At 69.6% G+C, this 16,593-nt stretch carries 12 protein-coding genes and 2 pseudogenes; 8 read left to right on the top strand and 6 right to left on the bottom strand.

Annotated features, from left to right (window positions below):
- The first annotated feature begins 1 nt into the window (after window position 1).
- The 4 genes and pseudogenes from CLT68_RS32715 (at window position 2) to CLT68_RS27630 (ending at window position 3,750) form a co-directional block, all read left to right on the top strand.
- A complete protein-coding gene (locus tag CLT68_RS32715) occupies window positions 2-763 on the top strand; it encodes a hypothetical protein (RefSeq protein WP_143743271.1) in 762 nt (253 codons plus the stop codon).
- A 282-nt stretch (window positions 764-1,045) separates the two neighbouring features.
- A pseudogene (locus CLT68_RS27640) lies at window positions 1,046-1,186 on the top strand (transposase); the annotation flags it as partial.
- Window positions 1,187-2,254: 1,068 nt separating this feature from the next.
- Window positions 2,255-2,734 (top strand): hypothetical protein, encoded by a 480-nt coding sequence (locus CLT68_RS27635; RefSeq protein ID WP_099855318.1) that lies wholly within the window; start codon window positions 2,255-2,257, stop codon window positions 2,732-2,734.
- The gene (locus CLT68_RS27630) at window positions 2,731-3,750 is read left to right on the top strand and encodes a site-specific integrase (RefSeq protein WP_099855316.1); all 1,020 of its coding nucleotides are present in this window, start codon (window positions 2,731-2,733) and stop codon (window positions 3,748-3,750) included. The genes CLT68_RS27635 and CLT68_RS27630 overlap by 4 nt, the downstream gene beginning before the upstream one ends.
- A gap of 254 nt (window positions 3,751-4,004) precedes the next feature.
- Here the strand turns inward: CLT68_RS27630 and CLT68_RS27625 are convergent, their stop codons facing one another.
- The 3 genes and pseudogenes from CLT68_RS27625 to CLT68_RS27615 form a co-directional block, all read right to left on the bottom strand.
- Window positions 4,005-4,538: a transposase gene (locus tag CLT68_RS27625; RefSeq protein ID WP_328534956.1), complete on the bottom strand. Its 534-nt coding sequence runs from the start codon at window positions 4,536-4,538 to the stop codon at window positions 4,005-4,007.
- Window positions 4,420-5,052 (bottom strand): winged helix-turn-helix domain-containing protein, encoded by a 633-nt coding sequence (locus tag CLT68_RS33990; RefSeq protein WP_486482341.1) that lies wholly within the window; start codon window positions 5,050-5,052, stop codon window positions 4,420-4,422. Before CLT68_RS33990 ends, CLT68_RS27625 begins: the two co-directional genes overlap by 119 nt.
- Before the next feature lie 96 nt (window positions 5,053-5,148).
- A pseudogene (locus CLT68_RS27615) lies at window positions 5,149-5,367 on the bottom strand (hypothetical protein); the annotation flags it as partial.
- On the opposite strand from CLT68_RS27615, the gene CLT68_RS33550 reads away from it, so the two are divergent.
- The 3 genes from CLT68_RS33550 (at window position 5,360) to CLT68_RS27600 (ending at window position 8,103) form a co-directional block, all read left to right on the top strand.
- Complete coding sequence (locus CLT68_RS33550; RefSeq protein WP_199177298.1) at window positions 5,360-5,662, top strand: hypothetical protein; 303 nt, start codon at window positions 5,360-5,362, stop codon at window positions 5,660-5,662. The pseudogene CLT68_RS27615 and the gene CLT68_RS33550 overlap by 8 nt on opposite strands.
- 199 nt (window positions 5,663-5,861) lie before the next feature.
- Window positions 5,862-6,584, top strand: a complete 723-nt coding sequence (locus CLT68_RS27605; protein WP_328533852.1) for a 4'-phosphopantetheinyl transferase family protein — start codon at window positions 5,862-5,864, stop codon at window positions 6,582-6,584.
- Window positions 6,585-6,672: 88 nt separating this feature from the next.
- Window positions 6,673-8,103, top strand: a complete 1,431-nt coding sequence (locus tag CLT68_RS27600) for an acyl-CoA carboxylase subunit beta (RefSeq protein ID WP_099855309.1) — start codon at window positions 6,673-6,675, stop codon at window positions 8,101-8,103.
- A 13-nt stretch (window positions 8,104-8,116) separates the two neighbouring features.
- On the opposite strand, the gene CLT68_RS27595 is transcribed toward CLT68_RS27600, so the two are convergent.
- The gene (locus tag CLT68_RS27595; protein WP_143743270.1) at window positions 8,117-10,816 is read right to left on the bottom strand and encodes a WD40 repeat domain-containing protein; all 2,700 of its coding nucleotides are present in this window, start codon (window positions 10,814-10,816) and stop codon (window positions 8,117-8,119) included.
- Window positions 10,817-11,066: 250 nt separating this feature from the next.
- Window positions 11,067-11,879: an AfsR/SARP family transcriptional regulator gene (locus tag CLT68_RS27590; protein ID WP_158240949.1), complete on the bottom strand. Its 813-nt coding sequence runs from the start codon at window positions 11,877-11,879 to the stop codon at window positions 11,067-11,069.
- Window positions 11,880-12,221: 342 nt separating this feature from the next.
- On the opposite strand from CLT68_RS27590, the gene CLT68_RS27585 reads away from it, so the two are divergent.
- Window positions 12,222-13,691: an FAD-dependent monooxygenase gene (locus CLT68_RS27585; protein ID WP_158240948.1), complete on the top strand. Its 1,470-nt coding sequence runs from the start codon at window positions 12,222-12,224 to the stop codon at window positions 13,689-13,691.
- Window positions 13,692-13,733: 42 nt separating this feature from the next.
- On the opposite strand, the gene CLT68_RS27580 is transcribed toward CLT68_RS27585, so the two are convergent.
- On the bottom strand, window positions 13,734-16,547 hold the full coding sequence (locus tag CLT68_RS27580) for a helix-turn-helix transcriptional regulator (RefSeq protein ID WP_371409294.1): 2,814 nt from the start codon (window positions 16,545-16,547) through the stop codon (window positions 13,734-13,736).
- Window positions 16,548-16,593 lie beyond the last annotated feature (46 nt).

Below are 16,593 nucleotides of genomic sequence, written 5' to 3'. Positions count from 1 at the left end.
AATGATTCATGAAAGAGGAGCTGTGCAGACCGGTCTCTTCGACGTCTACGCTAACCACGGGGTCCTCGCTGTTGGGGACGGGCTCGAAGTCGATGCCGATTTGCCACTCCGAGGCGCGGCCGCCGTGTCCTCCTCCCATATCGTGCTGGCGACCCGTGGGCAGGCCGGCTTGGTAAGAGTGCGCATATGGGATGGTGTCGGCCCCTTGGTTGGTGAAAGTGTTGTCGAGACGAAGCTAAAGTTGCGCAACCCGCATTTAAGCGTTTTCGATATCGAAAAGATTAGCGTTCACTCATTGCATCTTGGAAAAATGGGTGAAATTCCCATCAGGATCCTGGTGGATGATCCTGGATATGCGTCTCGCGTCGATGTTTTAGTCGGCGAAGGAGGTGCGGAGAGGGAGCTGACATGCGTGGCAGGATACCCCTTGTTTCCAGTAGCAGTTAACTCCGGCATGAGAATAGAGGTGGCTGATGAGCTGGATTTGATCCTGTCCGGTCATGATTTGCCATTGAATCGTTTGGCCGCCGCTATTAAGTTGATTATATCGGCCCCTGCCGCCCGGCCCGCAATCCAAGAATCGCGAATGGATCAGGTGGCGGAATGGAGTAGGTGGCTTACTCCGCAGCAATCCATTGGCCGCAGCCGCGAACTAGCGCAATTTGTTCATGATGAGAGCTTGGGGTTGCGCAATCCTGTGCAAGACGTTGAATTGCTTCGATTGGCAGAAAAAGCTCTCACTGATTTTGTTTTTAATCAATAAATCGGCCGGCGGCGTCTCGTTTCCGAGAATGCTCCGCGCTCCTGCGAGGCGGCCGGCAACTTTCTATGTCGGAGGGGAGGTGTCCGCAGGGCAAGGCCCTTATGAGCCGTTGGATGGCTGGCCTTGCGACTGGGCGCAGATTGGGGAGAGGGCCCTGCGATCGAAGTGATCACCAAAGCCGGACATCGGTGCGGGCTCTAAGAGCGCGTTTGGTTTGTGGGTTGGTCGGGTGTGTCGCACAGCCGGTCCGATCGATGAGGGTAAGTCGGTCGGTAGGCGGGTATGGATCGAGTGCGGCGGTATCCGTCTGACCTGACCGACGCCGAGTGGGAGATCATTGAGCCGATGCTGCCCTCTCCGCAGTGGATGGGCAGACCAGAGAAGCATCCCCGCCGGGCCGTCATCGACGCCATCTTGTACGTACGGGTTACCAGGCGCGGAGCAGCCATTGCTGGCCGCGCTTGTGGTCAGGTCGCGGAGTTGGCTGACGGACGCCCCTCCTGGAGCGGGTTGGGAGCTGCTGGATGCGGTGACGCGGGAGGCAGTGCCCGCATCGCATCAGCCGGCCCGACACCGGCAGATTCGGCAACCGCACCGGTGCCGGCGTGGGCGGCAGTAGACCGTGTCCGCCGGTCAGCCGCTGGCGATGTCGTGCCGAGATTGGGGGAGCGGGATGGGAGCAGACGGGTGCACTGAACGGCGTCGAACAGCGTTTAACGGCCCTGAACGGCATCCAACTGCACCCACCCCGACCTGCACGTTCTCGGTTCCGCAGGTCAGAGTCGGTACGGCGTCCTGCTTCCGCGGAGTGCTCCGCGGTTCTGCGCAGCGGTCGACAGCGCTCTATGTCGCCTGGCAGGGGAGTGTGCGCAGGTCAAGGCGGTAAGGAGCCATTGGTTGCCCCGGCCTTGCAACTGGGAGCAGATTGGGTGCAGGTTGGCGAAGAGGTCTCCGCGCCCGAAGTGCTCACCGCCGCCGGGCAAAGGCGAGGGCTCTGACCTGCGGTGATATAGGCGAGCGGTGCGCCGTGAGCTCCCAGTGGAGACCTAAGTGGTCAGGGCTCGCTGCTTCCAGCATTGCTCGTGTCCCCGGTTACGGGTCGCTGATCGTCACAGTGGCAGGTCTGCTGCACATCGATGTCCGGTCGCGCACTCCCGCCGTTCCGGACCATCAGCTGGTTCATTAGCTGAGACACCGATCCCACTCGCGGCGCCGTGACCAGCGCATCCTCTGCGGTGACCTCTTTGGCGAGCCCGAAGAGGTCACCACAGACAGCTAGGCTTGCGCGAGCCTCAGAGTTGCGCTGAGCGTCATCGGCGGTGGGGCAATGGGTCGTGTCGCCCCTCGGACACCACTTCTCGTGGATATCCACGCGAGATCAACTCCCCTCGCGTGGGGGCGAGAACCGGTACGTGGCATCTGTGCACCTAGACGCCGGGAGTGGCTTCTCCCTGCGCTGACACCGCTGTGTCCGCCTTGGCGGGGGCCTAGGTGAGTTCCGGCCGCCCGCGTCCCCGCCAGCCCGACGAACAGCTCGTCGAGGCCCTCGTGCCAACCCCGCTGCCCGTCGCGGTACCGGAGCCGGCACCGCTGCCGACATTGCCCGCGCCCGTCGCCCGCAGTGGCGATGGCCGCCTGCTGTTCGACGTGGCGCGCCCCGACGCCGCCGGCCGCGTGACCGCTCGCGCATTGCTGCGAGCCTTGGGCTGGACGCCAGGCCTCACCCTGCACGTCGACGCCGTGACCGGCGCAATCCTGATCACCCCGGCCGCCGATGGCGCGCACGCCGTGGGCACCCGCGAGGAGCTGCCCCTACCGGCCGCCGCCCGACACCTGTGCGGCATCGCCACCGGCGAACCCGTGCTCCAAGCCGCCCTGCCACGCCAGAACCGCATTGTCGTGCACCCCTCAAACACCATCACGGCGGTCCTGGCCGACCTGCACGCCCGCATCCTTGGAGAGCCCTCATGACCACGGATCCCGATCGTGTCGCCACCGCCCGGGCGCTGCTCAAGCACCTGGACGTTACTGCCGCCGACCTCACCGACAGTTACCAACCCGCCGTGCCGACAGTCGCCGAGTACCTTCCTACTGTTGTCGCGGCGGCGAGCCCGGCCACCCGACGCACCTACGGCAGCTCTTGGCGACGAATGGCTGCCGCCTACGGCGATCGGCGCATCGACGCAGTGCGGGCCAGCGACATCGAAGCCCTCATGCGACAGGCCGCCGCCGGCGCCCGCCCTCGCCGAAACTCGCGCCATGGTCGGCACGCCGGTGAGCATCTCATCGCCGCCGCCCGCGCCTTCTACAACCGCGCCATCGCCGACGGCTACCTGACCATCGTGGACAGCCCCGCCCACAAGGTCCCCAAACCCCGCCGACTGCCCAACACCCGCCGCGCCCTCACCCCCGACGAACTGTCCGACATCAACGCCGCCGCCCGCAACGGCGGCAAAGACATCGTGCTCGACGCTCTACTGCTGCGCCTGCACACCGAAACGGCCTGCCGACGTGGCGGCGCCCTCGCGCTACGACTGACCGACCTGGACACCGACCATGCGCTCATCCGGCTGCGCGAGAAGGGCGGCACGCAACGCTGGCAGCCCAACACACCGATGTTCGCCAGCCGACTGAACGACCACGCCCGAGCCCGCGGCGCCGTCCTCCCGACCGATGCGCTGCTGCGCTACCGCAACGGCCAACCTGCCACTTATCGGCGCTACGACCTGATGTGGAAACGCATCGGCCGGCAGTTGCCGTGGGTCGCCGTCCAAGGCATCTCCATCCATTGGCTGCGCCACACCACCCTCACCTGGGTCGAGCGGCACTTCGGCTACGCCGTCGCCCGCGCCTACGCCGGGCACACCGACAGCAGCGGACCCGCTACCACCACCTACATCAAAGCCGATCTGCACGCCGTCGCCGTCGCGCTGGCTGCCCTCACCGGCCAACCCCACCCGCTTGCCGCCATTCGCACCGTTACGTAGCTGACATGCTCGACAGGCCGCAGGTTGGCCGGTCAGCTCTGCGTCCATGTGCACCAAGACACGCCCAATCCCTCACTCGGATGGCCCGTCCGGGCGGGGCCTGTGCACCACAGTCACCGCCGGCCGTTCAATCCGGACCCTCCCCATGGCCGATGGGATCATGTCGATCTTGACGGCTTCTCGCGACTGCAGACAGAGACCACGTCGTACAGCTCTCTGCGGCTACAGAGGTTGAAAGGCTGACGTCTGTTTGGTCAGGGTGGTTCGGGGTCGAGGGTCATGCCGGTCTGGGCGAGGAAGCCAGCGATGAGGTCGGTCTGGTTCTGGCAGGCGCGTAGCCGCTGTCTGACCAGGTGGGCGAGGTGGTCGACGCCGTGAACGGCGATGTTGGTGATGCCGCGTTTCATCCACGCCCAGGCGCCCTCGGCGGGGTTGAGATCGGGTACGTAGGTCGGCAACCGCACCACGGTCAGCCAGTCCCGGGACGCGATCAGCGTGCGCATCCGGACGCTGACGTGGGTGTTGAGGTTGTCCCAGACCAGCACGATCGGCGCGCCCAGCCGTTGGTGGGCCTGATCCAGGAACGCGATGTAGTCGTCCTCGCTGAAACTGCCCCGCTCCCCGGCGCGACCGCGGTGCAGTCGGGTGCGCCACATCAGCCGCCCACGCTCACCCGGTCTGAGACAGACGAGCCCGGCGATCGAGACTCGACCGGAGCCCTTGCCCGACACCGTGACCACCGGGGTGCGCTCCCGACGTGCCCAGGTCTTGCTCTTCGACGGTCGCAGGGTCTGACCCGCCTCGTCCTGGAAACAGATCCAGGCGCCCCGCGCCGCCGCTAGCCTTTACCGCCGGCCACCGCCTGCGCTGCCAGCCCTCGATCGCCTCCGGGTCACGCTCAACGGCGCGCCGAGCGGGAACCTGCAGGCTGTAGCCCATCCGGTGCAGCAAATAGGACACCCCGCGCAGCGTGTAGCCGACGCCGAAGCGGCGCTCGATCACCTCAGCGACCCGGGTCAGGGTCCAGCGGGCATCAGCCCAGCCCTGAGCCACCGGGCCGTCGTCCAGCACGACGGCCAACTGTTTACGCTGCTCACCGTCGAGTTTGCAGTCCGCACCGCCAGGCCCCGCTGACGCCAGAGCCAACGTCCCACCAGCGGTCCACCGCCGCCGCCACTCCCGCACAGACTTCTCTGAAACCCGCAGCTCAGAAGCAATCTGCGCGGTCGACCTGCACTCCTCGAACATGCCAGCGGCTTGTCCCCGGACCGCTTCGCGCCGAGCCCTGGCCGCCGTGCTCATCCCACCACCAGCCGGATACCTCATCACCCCGACCTACCGAACCCATCGACCCAAATCACGCCGCCACGCCGACAGACATCAAACTTTCAACCTCTGTAGCGCGTCTCGCCGGAGAGTCTCACGGCTGATCTCGAGGCGGGCGTGACGCTCGGGGTCGAGAAACGCGCGCCCCCACACCTGGAACTCCTCGTCCGTCAGTTCCTCAGAGTCGTTGCCGAGCCGGACCTCCCAGTATTCGGGCGTGGGGTCGGGTGGGGTCACGTACCGGTAGGAGGGGCCGAGGTTGAGGCCGACAGGAACAATGACGGTGGGCATCGAGGGAACCTTCCGGGATTCAGTGTCAGAGGACGGCGTTGTACTTGTCGGTCTGGGCGGATGCGGCCTGGATCAGACCGGCGCCTTCACCGAACTTCTGCTTGGCGGCGCTGAGCTTGCCTATGGCACCCATGACGGCGGGTTGCTGGGTGCCGGCGGCGAGAGCCTCGGCTTCGCCGACCTGCCGGGCCTGCAGGTATTCGACATCGAGGAGGATGCGGGCTGCTTCACCAACGTCCTTCCCCGGGTTCGCATCATCGACCTCGAAAGCTTCGACCCTGAGCGCTTCTTGTAGACCGGACAGCATCCGGGGCCGGCCGTACGCGCTGTAGTCGCCGTTCCCACCCGCTCGCCGGCTGGGCGGAGACGCCTGACGGCCACTCTGCGCCGTCCGGTGCCGAAGCGTCTCGACGTGCCGGTCGGGCCGCCGTTACGATGGCGACGATGAGTGGACCGAGCGCGCCGGTCGGGACGGGCCGGCTCCCATCACCACGATGTCGTTGCCGCGTGCGGCCTCCGGGCGGTGGAGTGGGCAACAATTGTTAGAGCGACTGCTGCCGGCTGGCACGGCCTGCGCCGACACGTTCACCGACGAGCACTGTGTTCTCTTTCCGGAAGAAGATGCGGTGATCGCGCGAGCCGTGGAAAAGCGGCGCCGTGAGTTCGTCACCGGGCGATCGTGTGCGCGGCGGGCGCTGGCTGAGCTCGGCGTGCCGCCAGGGCTGCTCGTCCCCGGCAAGCAGGGTGCGCCTGTCTGGCCAGCCGGCATCGTCGGCGCCATCACGCACTGCACCGGATACCGCGCCGCCGTGGTGGCTCGGACGACCGAGATGGTGACCTGCGGTATCGACGCGGAGCCGAACGAGGCGATGCCCGAGGGCGTCCTCGACGCGATCAGCCTGCCGCAGGAGCGGGTCTGGGTCGCCGAGCTGGGCCGCTCGCACCCGTCGGTCAGCTGGGATCGGCTGTTGTTCAGTGCCAAGGAGTCGGTCTACAAGGCGTGGTTCCCGTTGGCCGGCCGCTGGCTCGATTTCACCGAGGCCCGGATCAGCGTGCTGCCGGCCGCCGAACGGCACGGCACGTTCCACGCCGAGCTGCTCGTCGCGGGGCCGGTGTTGCCGGGAGGCCGGCCGCTCACCGGCTTCACTGGTCGGTGGCTCGTCGATCGGGGACTCGTCGTGACGGCTGTCACCGTCGCCGCCGCGGAGGCACGGTGACCAAGCTTTCGCCGTACCCCTGCGGTTGGGGTTAGCGGCTCTTTAGCCGCTCTTCCTAGCGTGGGTTTCCCCTGCGTGAGGAAGACAGATGTCGTTGATCTCGGTTGATCCGCGTGCCTCTCGGACACCGGACGATCCGCGGGCGCCGCTCGGGAGGATGGCGCGGCTGCTCGACGACGGGTCGATGGTGGTGATGGACTCGGGTTCCGACAGCAGCGTGCGAACGGCACGTGGCCGCATCGACGGTGTCGAGGTCGTCGTGTACGGCACGGATCCGCGCCGCAAGGGCGGCGCTCTCGCCGCCCCGGATGCCGACCGGATCGTGCACGCCATCTTCTACGCGAGGCGGTGGGACTGTCCGGTGATCGGCCTCTGGCACTCCGGTGGCGCGGCGCTCACGGACGGGGTCGAATCCATGGAGGGCGTCGGCCGGATGTTCTCGGCCATGACCGAAGCGTCGGGCCGCATCCCGCAGATCTCGGTGGTGCTCGGGCCGGCTGCCGGGGCGGCCGCCTACGGCCCGGGCCTCACCGACATCGTCATCATGTCCAGAGCCGGGAAGATGTTCATCACCGGACCGCAGGTGGTGCGCAGCGTGACGGGCGAGGAGATCGATCTGGACGGACTGGGCGGCGCGGAGGCGCACGGAAGCAGGTCGGGCGTCGTGCACCTGGCCGTACCGGATGAGGGACACGCGCTCGACGCGGCCCGCCGGCTCACCGGGTACCTCAGCCACCGGGGACACTTCACTCCGGACGAGGGGCAGGGCCGGGATCTGCGGTCCCTGCTTCCGGAGAGCGCTCGCCGTGCCTACGACGTCCGCCCGCTCGTGCATGCGCTGTTCGACGTCGAGGCGGGTCGTCTGCGCTTCGACGAGTTGCAACCCCGCTGGGCACCGAACCTGGTGATCGGGTTGGGCCGGCTGGGCGGCGGATCGGTCGGGGTGCTGGCCAACAACCCGCTGCGCAAGGGCGGCTGCCTCGACTCGCTGGCCAGTGAGAAGGCCGCCAGGTTCGTGCGGATGTGCGACGCGTTCGGGATCCCGCTGCTGGTCATCGTCGATGTTCCCGGCTATCTGCCCGGTGTCGACCAGGAATGGGGCGGGGTCATCCGGCGCGGCGCCAAGCTGCTGCACGCGTTCGCCGGCGCGGTGGTTCCCCGGGTCACGCTGGTGACCCGTAAGTCGTACGGCGGCGCCTACATCGCGATGAACTCGCGGTCGCTCGGTGCGGCGACCGTGTTCGCGTGGCCCTCGGCGGAGATCGCTGTCATGGGTGCGGAGGCGGCGGTCGGCGTGCTGCACCGCGATCAACTGGCGGGCGCCACCGCGCAGGAGCTGCCGCGGCTGCGCGCTCGACTGGAGCAGGAGTTCCGCGCCGTCTCCGGTGGGGTGGACCGCGCCGCGGACCTGGGTGCGGTCGACGAGGTCATCGACCCGGCCTCCACCAGACGGCGCCTGGTGGAGGCGTTCGCCGCCGCCGCGCCGGCACGCGGCCGGCACGACAACATCCCGCTGTGAGCGGGCCGCACGGTCAGCGGCGCCCCTCCGCTGCCGTGGCCTGGTCGCCGGCGTCCGGCCTGCCGGTCAGGTCGTCATCGGTGGGCGGCCGGAGCGCGACGACGTGCGCGCCGAAACCGGCGACCACCGTGCCGGCCGACATCGCCAGCGCGGTCACCGGCGCGGGTACGGCGACGACGGCCAGTGGTGTCCGGTCCCGCAGGCTCCAGACCCGTACCGTGGCGTCCTCGCCGCCGGAGACGATCACCGGCTCGTAGCCGAGGCGGCCGACAGCCAGGGCGGTGACGGAGTGGGTGTGGCCTTCGAGCGGATCGCCGATCGGGGTACGCGCGGTGAGGTCCCAGAGGTGGATGGAGCCGTTCTGCGCTGCCGAGGCGATCACCGCCCGGTCGTCCAGGCGGCCGATGGCGAGAGCACTGACGGGGTGGGTGTGGCCTTCGAGCGGGCCGCCGAGTGGGGTACGCGCGGTGAGGTCCCAGAGGCGGATGGACCCGTCCTGCGCGGCCGAGGCGATCACCGGCCGGCCGCCGACCTCACCCACCGTGATCGCGCTGACCGGGTAGGCGTGTCCCTCGAGCGGGTCGCCGAGCTGGGCGCGCCCGCGCAGGTCCCACACGTGCAGGCGCTCGTCGCCGCCGCTGAGAACGGCGACGGGGGTGCCGTCGACCTCCGCCGTCGCCAGCGCCAGCACCGGCCAGACGTCGCCCTCGACCGGGTCGCCCATCGCGCTGAGCGACCGCAGGTCCCACACCCGCAGCAGGCCGTCGGCGCCCGCGGTGACCACCGCCGGGACGTCATCGATCGTGGTGAGCGCGGCGGCGTTGATCCAGGCCGGTCCGTCCTGTCGGAGCGTGGCGAGCAGCTGGTTCGCAACCGGATCCCAGACGCGGACCCGGCCGTCGGCGCCTCCCGCGACGACCAGGTCGCGGTGTCCGTCGCTGCCCACCGTGACCGCCCGCACCCAGTCGGTGCCTCCGGCCGCGGTCAGTTCGGCGGGAGGATCGATGGAGCCGACCCAGCCGGGCCGCAGCGGCGCCGTCGCCAGGTGGTGGCGCGCGCTGGCGGCGAGCTCACCGGCGCCGGCCCGCAGTGCCTCGACGGCCAGCAGGTGCCGGCGTTGGTCCGGTGGCAGGGCGCGCAGACGGGGGAGGGTTACCCGGTAGGCCGCGGCGGCCAGGAAGCCGTCGACCGTGGCCACGGCATCGAGGTGGGGCAGGTTGGTCTCCGCGGCGTGCGCGAGGAACTCGGCGTCCGTGATCAGCTCGTCCAGTGAACCGGAACGGCGCAGACGCCGGGTGAGATGCCGGCGCAGGTAGGGGTCGGTGCCACCCCAGGCGCGTCGGCCGCCGTGCTGCGGTACGGCGGCGAGCAACGCCGCGGTGACGGCCTGCTCGGGCTCGTGGGGGGACGGCGTGGACCGCAGGTGGGCGGCGACTGCGGGGTGCACGATGCGCAATCGTCCGCCGGTGATCCGCTGGACGAGCGGGCTGTCGGCCAGCGCGGCGATTGCCGCGTCGTACCGGTTCGACTGGTCCTTCGGCGTCTGCCGCATCGCCCTCGCGGCGGTGGCCAGCAGCGATGGGGACAGACCGTCGCCGTACCCGAAGGCGAGGAGCAGCAGCAGATCGCGGGCCGGCTTGTCGGCGCTGTCCAGCATCGCGTCCACGGCCTCGCCGACGGTCGTGATGGGCGGCACCCGCTGCGGTGCGGCGCCGGTGAGGTGGTCGATGAGGAGCCCGCCGGGGCGCCCGGTCGCCGCGTCGAGGTTGATGATCAACCGATCGGGACCCGGAGCGCAGTCGCGGGTCGCCCACAGCAGCCGGACGGACGGACATTCGGCGGCGATCCGCAGCAGCAGCGTGGTGATCGCTTCGGCGTCGTGCGGCGAGAAGGCCTCGTCGACGGAGTCGACGAGGGCGGGGAACGATCCGGGCCGGCGGGCGAGCGCGGCGACCAGCTCGTCCGGCGTCTCGGCGGGAACGTCCGCGGCGGCCGCGAATGCGGCGATGACGTCGGCTGCGGTGCCGCTCTGGACATCGATCGCCAGATGGAACGGTGACAGCGGCGGGGCCGGGTGCGGTCCGTCGATTGCGGTGCTCAGCCGCGGGTCGGTGCCGACCAGGAGGCGGGCCAGCGCGGTAGACCTGCCGGTGCCCGGCGAGCCGGTCACCACCGCGGTGCGCGGGGCGGCCGGGTCGGTGAGCCAGCCGGTCAACCGTTCCGACACGCTCGCCCGTGCCGGCAGTCCGTCGTCCGGGCGCTGGGCGGACGGCAGCCAGTGGTCGGTGGTGTGGGGATCGGTGAGGCTCGGCCACCAGGAGCGGGTCCGGTCGGCAAGGGGCGGCCAGAGCGCGGCCAGCGATTGCAGCGGCACCATCCTGACCTGTCCGTCGGTCCCGCAGCGCACGGCCAGGCCGGCGACGGCACCCATGCTCTCGTCCCATACCGGCTCACCGCACCAGGTGTGCCGATCGGCCGCTGGTGCCAGCTCATCCGGCACCAGCAGAAGCAACTCCTCCTCGGCGCCGTCCGGCCGTCCGACAGCGCCGCGAAGCTGGAAGGTGCGGAACCGGTGGCCACGTGACGTCGAGCGCACCCGCGCCGGTGCGGGTGCGCCCGGTGCGTCGGTTTCCAGGGTGAGTACGGCGAGGTCGCGTGGCGGTTCGCCGGAATCGTCGCCGGGACCGAAAATCCACCCGTCGGCACGGATCACCGCGTTCACCGAGACGCGCGAGCCAGCAATCGTGAAGTCGACGGAAACGGGATGTGCGGGGCGGTGTGCCGCAGCGCCGAATATGTGGGCGCAGGTAATGACATGACTATTGTCGACAAGTATGCCGCGGCCGATCAGCCGTCCCCGAATCCGCAATCGGACGGACCATTCGTGGATCTCAGGTGACATCGCGCCTCTTTCGTCGCTGTTGTACTGCCTGGAGGATACCGGCACGACGGCGGCGCGCACCCTATGCGCTACGTGGCCAGCGAATATGCGACGACCTCGGATCCCGGTCCAGGGAGATGCCGGAGCGGCTGCCGTTGGATTGCAGGATGAGCTGCTGGAGGTCCTGCAACGACCGGTTGGGCTCCAGGCCCAACTCGCGTTGCAGTGAATCCCGGGCCGAGCGGTAGGCCAGAAGCGCGTCGCCGGTCCGCCCGCTGTTGTAGAGCGCCAGCATCAGCTGCCGGTGGAACGTCTCGTGCAGCGGGTAGTCCTGAAGCAGCGAATAGATGTAGCTGACGGACTCGCGGTGCCGGCCGAGGGCGAGGTGGGCATCCACCACCATCTCGATGAGCTCGACCCGCAGCTCCTCCAACCAGATCGAGAAGCGGTTCACCGCGTCGCTCTCGTGCAGGTCGCTCAGGATCGGCTCCTGCCACATGTCCAGCGCTCTGGTGGCGAGGTCGACGATCTGCTGGTGGTGCCCGTCGCGCTGGTGGCGGCGGCATTCCTCGGTGAGCCTCAGGAAGACGTCGAGGTCGAGCTCGCCCTCCTCGATGCGGATGAGGTAGCCCGGCGGCTGGGTCAGGATGGGGCTCTTGCGCTGGCCGGAGCCCTTCAGGAGCTTGCGCAGCTGCGAGACGTAGACGTGCACCGCGGCGCTGGCCCGGCGCGGGGGGTTGTCGCCCCACAGCTCCGTCACGATCTGCTCGAATGGCACCACGCGGTTCGATCGCAGCAATAGTGCGGCGAGTAGCGTCTTCATTTTAACGGCGTTGATCAGGATAATCGAGTTGCCGTCGGCGACACGCAAATTCCCGAGAATCCGGTATTTCATGTTTCCCCCGTCGATCGCACTCCGAATAGGATTGCCGCATGATCCTCGACATGTTGGCATGAGCCGGGTCGGGCCACATCGGGGAAACTACCTAGCCGTGTCGGGCATGGATTCGGAATGGCCTGATCAGGCACGAGTCAGCACGCCGCGACCTGCCGATCCTCCATCGTGGACACGCTCGGTGGGGAGCGCCCGCCGGTCGTTGATCATTGCCCGCGCTGCTTTTAGGCGAGCCTTAGTGACCGCCCGTAGCATTCGTGGCCCGGTCCGTTTGGCGATGCGGCATGCCGAAAGGGTAGAAATGATCATGCAGTCACGATGCCGGCTTCGGGCGGTCGCCGAATGAGTGCGCGGGTGGCGGTCGCCGGGGCCGGCCCGGCCGGGCTCATGCTCGCCTGTGAACTGCGGCTCGCTGGTGTGGAGACCGTGGTGTTCGACCGGCTGCCGGACCGGCGGCCGCATCCGCCCGGCATCGGGCTCAATGCCGCCTCGGTCGAACTGCTGGCGCGGCGCGGGCTGCTGGACACGCTGCGTGAGCACGTCATGCCGCTGCCGGTCCTACAGTTCGCCATGATGATGCTGGACAACACGAGGTACCCGGAACGGGATCAGCCGGTGGTGCTGCTCCAGTCCCATCTGGAGGCGGCGCTGCAGGCCCGCGCCCTGGAACTGGGTGCCGAGATCCGGCGCCAGCACGAGGTGACCAGCGTGGCGCAGGACGACGACGGGGTCACCGTCGGCCTGAGTGCCGCCGGTGAGAGCCGACAGGAGCGCTTTCGGTTCCTGGTGGGGTGCGATGGTGCCGACAGCACCGTGCGGCGCCGGGCCGGAATAGGAGCGACGTCCGCCTCGGTGCCCTTCCGGGGGATCACCGGCGAGGTCGAGGTGAGTTTCGCGGACCTGGTCGGGCTGCCGATCGGCGGAGCCTATTTCCCGGCCGGCGGCCAGTGGATGTGCCTGCCCGTGGGGCCGGACGTCTTCCGCATCACGACCTCCGAGTTCGGCATCGAACCCGATGACGCGGCCGCCCCGGTGACCATGGACGAACTGCGGTCCGCCGTTGCGCGGCTCACCGGCGGTGCGCTGGGTGCGGCGAGGCCGCGCTGGTTGGAGCGCACCGGCTGCCGCCTGGTGCGTGCGGACAGCCACCGGCACGGCAACGTGTTCCTCGCCGGCGACGCGGCGACGCTGATCTTCCCGCTCAACGGGCTGGCTCTGAACAACGCCCTGCACGACGCGGCGAATTTGGGCTGGAAGCTCGGCGCCGTGATCGCGGGCTGGGCTCCGTCCGGGCTCCTGGACACCTACGCCACCGAGCGTGGCCCGGCGCAGGACCGGGTGGTGCGCGCCGTGGATGCGCAGGTCCGCCTCTGTCACGCCGAAACGGAGGCCGGCGGGCTGCGAGGGTTGTTCACCGAGCTGCTGGCCCTCGACGAGGTGTCTCAGCATCTGGCGGGGATGCTCAGCGGGAACGACGTCCGTTACGACATGGGCACCGGCCCGGCGGAGCATCCGTTGCAGGGCGCGATCCTGCCACCGGGTCTGCTCAAGAGCACGGACGGCGCCCTCGAGCAGGCCATGCGGGCCGGCCGTCCGATCCTGGCCGACCTGACCGAATCGGGTACGTGGGACGGTGCGACCACGGGCTGGGCTGATCGGGTCCGGACGGTCGCGGCGCGAGCGGAGGACGACACGGGTGCCGGTGCGCTGCTGGTGCGCCCGGACGGCCACGTGGCATGGGTGGCCACTCCGGAGCAGTCCCCGGAGGACCTGCGGACCGCCCTGGCCCGGTGGTTCGGCCGCCAGGTCTGACACGGTCGGCGACGCCCCGGCGCCTGGCACGCCATCCATCCGTCAGGACGCCCGGGCTACCTTGCTGGCCAGCGCCGCGCGGGAATTGACCTCGAGCTTGCGGTAGATGTTCGACAGGTGGGCCTCGACCGTGCGCGAGCTGAGCCGCAGCTGTTCGGCGATCTCCTTGGTCCGCTTTCCGTCCGCGGCGATCCGCGCGACCTGGTACTCCCGCGCGGTCAGCGTCTCGCGCAACGGGTCCTCCTCCCGGGCCGGCTCGTCCTGCCTGCCGGCGACCTCGAGGTGCTGTTGCAGCGCCTCCGCCTGCCGGTACAGCCGCCAGGCGGCCGAACGCCGGGCCAGCTCCCGGCTGAGGGACAGCATCGACGTGGCCGGGCGCGCCGTCTCGGGATCGCCGGGCATGCAGGACACACCCGTCGTCAGCATGCGGGCCTGGGCGCGGGTCATGCCGGCTTCGGCGAACGAGTCCGCCGCCTGCCGGTAGAGCGGCCACGCCTCGTCCGGCTGCCGGCGGGCCCGGTGCTCGTGCGCGTGGGCGGCTCGGGCCTGTGCCAGATGCGACGGCAGCAAGGTCGTGCTGGCGATGTCCTCGGCGAGGCGGGCGCACTCACCCGCGGTGACGGGATCGCCCAGGTCGGCTGCCGCCTGCGCTATCAGCTCGAAACAGGCGGATCGTTTGGCCAGGGGGAGACGGTCCAGCCGGGGGCCGCCGGTTTCTATCAGCAGCGTCACGCACCGCTGCGCGTCGCCGGCGGTGAGCACCGCCTCGGCGAGCGAGATGGTCAGGTCGGTGCGCCACCACGACTCGTCGATCGGTAGCGCGCTCGCCGCCTCCTCGGCCAGTTCGATCGCCTCCGCGGCGTCGAGCCCGAGTTCGAGCGCGCTGCACGCCTCCATGACCTGCGCCACACTGCCTATCGACACGAAGCCGACCGGCTCGGCGAGGTCTCGGGCCTCCCTGGAGGCCCGCTGCGCCTTGTCGATCGGTCCCATTGCCAGGTATGTCCTGCTCAGACCGACCAGGATGAACGGCAGCAGATGCCGCTGGCCACCGCGGCGGGCGATGTGGGCGCTGCGGCGCAGGTGCCGGCGGGCGTCGGCGAAGCTGTCGACGGCATGTTCGGCCCAGCCCAGGATCGCCAGATATTCCACCGCGCCGGTCAGGTCGCTGTCGGCGATCTGGTCGGCGATGGCACCGCACTGGCGCAGCGTCAGCTGTGCCCCGAGGAGGTCTCCGGTGGCCATCTGGTGCGTCGCGGCCAGGGTGAGCGCGCCGACCTCGCCCACCCGGTCGCCCTGCTCGCGGGCGGTCCGGACGCACCATGCCGCCTGCTTCATCGCCGCGCGGTTGCCCTGCCGGCCCTGAACGAACTGGTCGGTCACCACCATCGGTATGGCGTGCAGCGGCGGGCGAGCCGCAGAGCGGCCCAGCTCCGCGCGGATCAGGCTGCCGGCCTCGGCGTGCAGGCCGAGCAGCCAGTCCAGTTGTGCGCAGACGGCGACCGCGGCGCTGCGCAGGTCGGGCGGCCCGCCCGGCGTCGACGCGAGCAGCTCCCTGAGGACGCGGCGGGCCTCGGCCGGCTCGTCGATGGCGATCAGTGCCCGGGCGTAGGCCAGGCTGAGCCGCAGCCGCACCGTGTCGTTCGGTCGGGCACCGGGCGCCGGTCGAAGGGCGGCACGCAACCAGCGCGCGGCCGCCTCGGGATCCTCCATGAGGGCGTCTTCGCCGGCCTGGGCGAGGAGCAGAGGGCTGGCCGGTTGCGGTTGCGGTTGCGTGAGGAGCTGTTCGATGTGCCCGGCCCGGTCGGCCACCGGCACCCGGCGGTCCGTGAGCAGCTCCAGCGCCTTGCGGTGGGCGATCGTGCGCCACGTGGGATCGGCGCCCGCGTAGACGAAGTCCCGCACCACCCGATGACGCAACGCGTAGCCCGCCGGGTGGTCCACCGGGCGGACGAGGTCGCGCCGTCGCAACCCGGTCATGGCCGCCCAGGTCCTGGCGTGCGGGAGTCCGGCGACGTGGCTGAGCAGTTCCAGGTCGAACACGCCGCCGAGCACCGCGGCGGCCGAGATGGTGACCCGCTCGTCCGCGTTCAGCTCGGACATCTCCGCGAGCAGGGTGGTCGACCGTTGCTGCCGGGCCGGGGTCACGCCGGTCGAGCCGTGTGCCAGCTCCAGCAGGTAGGCGGGAACGCCTCCGCTCTCGGCGTGCAGGTGGCGCAGGCGTTCGTCCTCCGGCGGGAGACCGAGCAGTCCGGCCGCCTGCTTCACCGAGAGCGCGTCGAGGTGCAGCCTGCGTACCGAGCCGAGTTCTGCGCCGTGCGCCAGGACCTCCAGCAGCTGGGCCGACGCCTGTCGGGCCCGGAGGGCCACGACCAGGAGCAGTCCGGGTACGGGAGTGCGCACCAGGTTTTCGACCAGCCGGACCGAGTCGTCGTCGGCGAAGTGGAAGTCGTCCAGGGCGAGCAGCGCTCCGTCACGGGCCAGTTCGGCCAGGGCCTGGCGGATCTCGGCGTAGACACCCAGGGGCTGGTGCCAGCCGTCGGGCGAGGCCGCCGTGGGCTCGGTGTCGAGGCTGGAGACGGAGATGCCCTGACTGATCAGCACATGGAGGAGGGGCAGCAGTGGTTTGCCGCGGTCGGCCTCGGTGCATCGCGCGTTCAGCGACCGGATGCCCGAACGGGCCGCCTCCCGGGCCGCGATCGCGATCAGCCGGCTCTTTCCCGAGCCCGGCTCGCCGACGAGTTCGATCACGCGCCCGGATCGCTCGGCTCGCACGGCGTGCAGTGTGGTGAGTAACACTCGGATCTCGCGTCGGCGGACCGTTTCGCCGTCTCGACCGGCATCTCGAGTAGTCAAACTCGCCCCGCAATCCTGCCACCGGGCCAGCTCGTGCCCCAACGCA

The organism is Micromonospora sp. CNZ299, assembly GCF_002754415.1.
The sequence above is the reverse complement of the archived record's forward strand: the minus strand, read 5'-3'. Positions and strand labels throughout refer to the sequence as shown.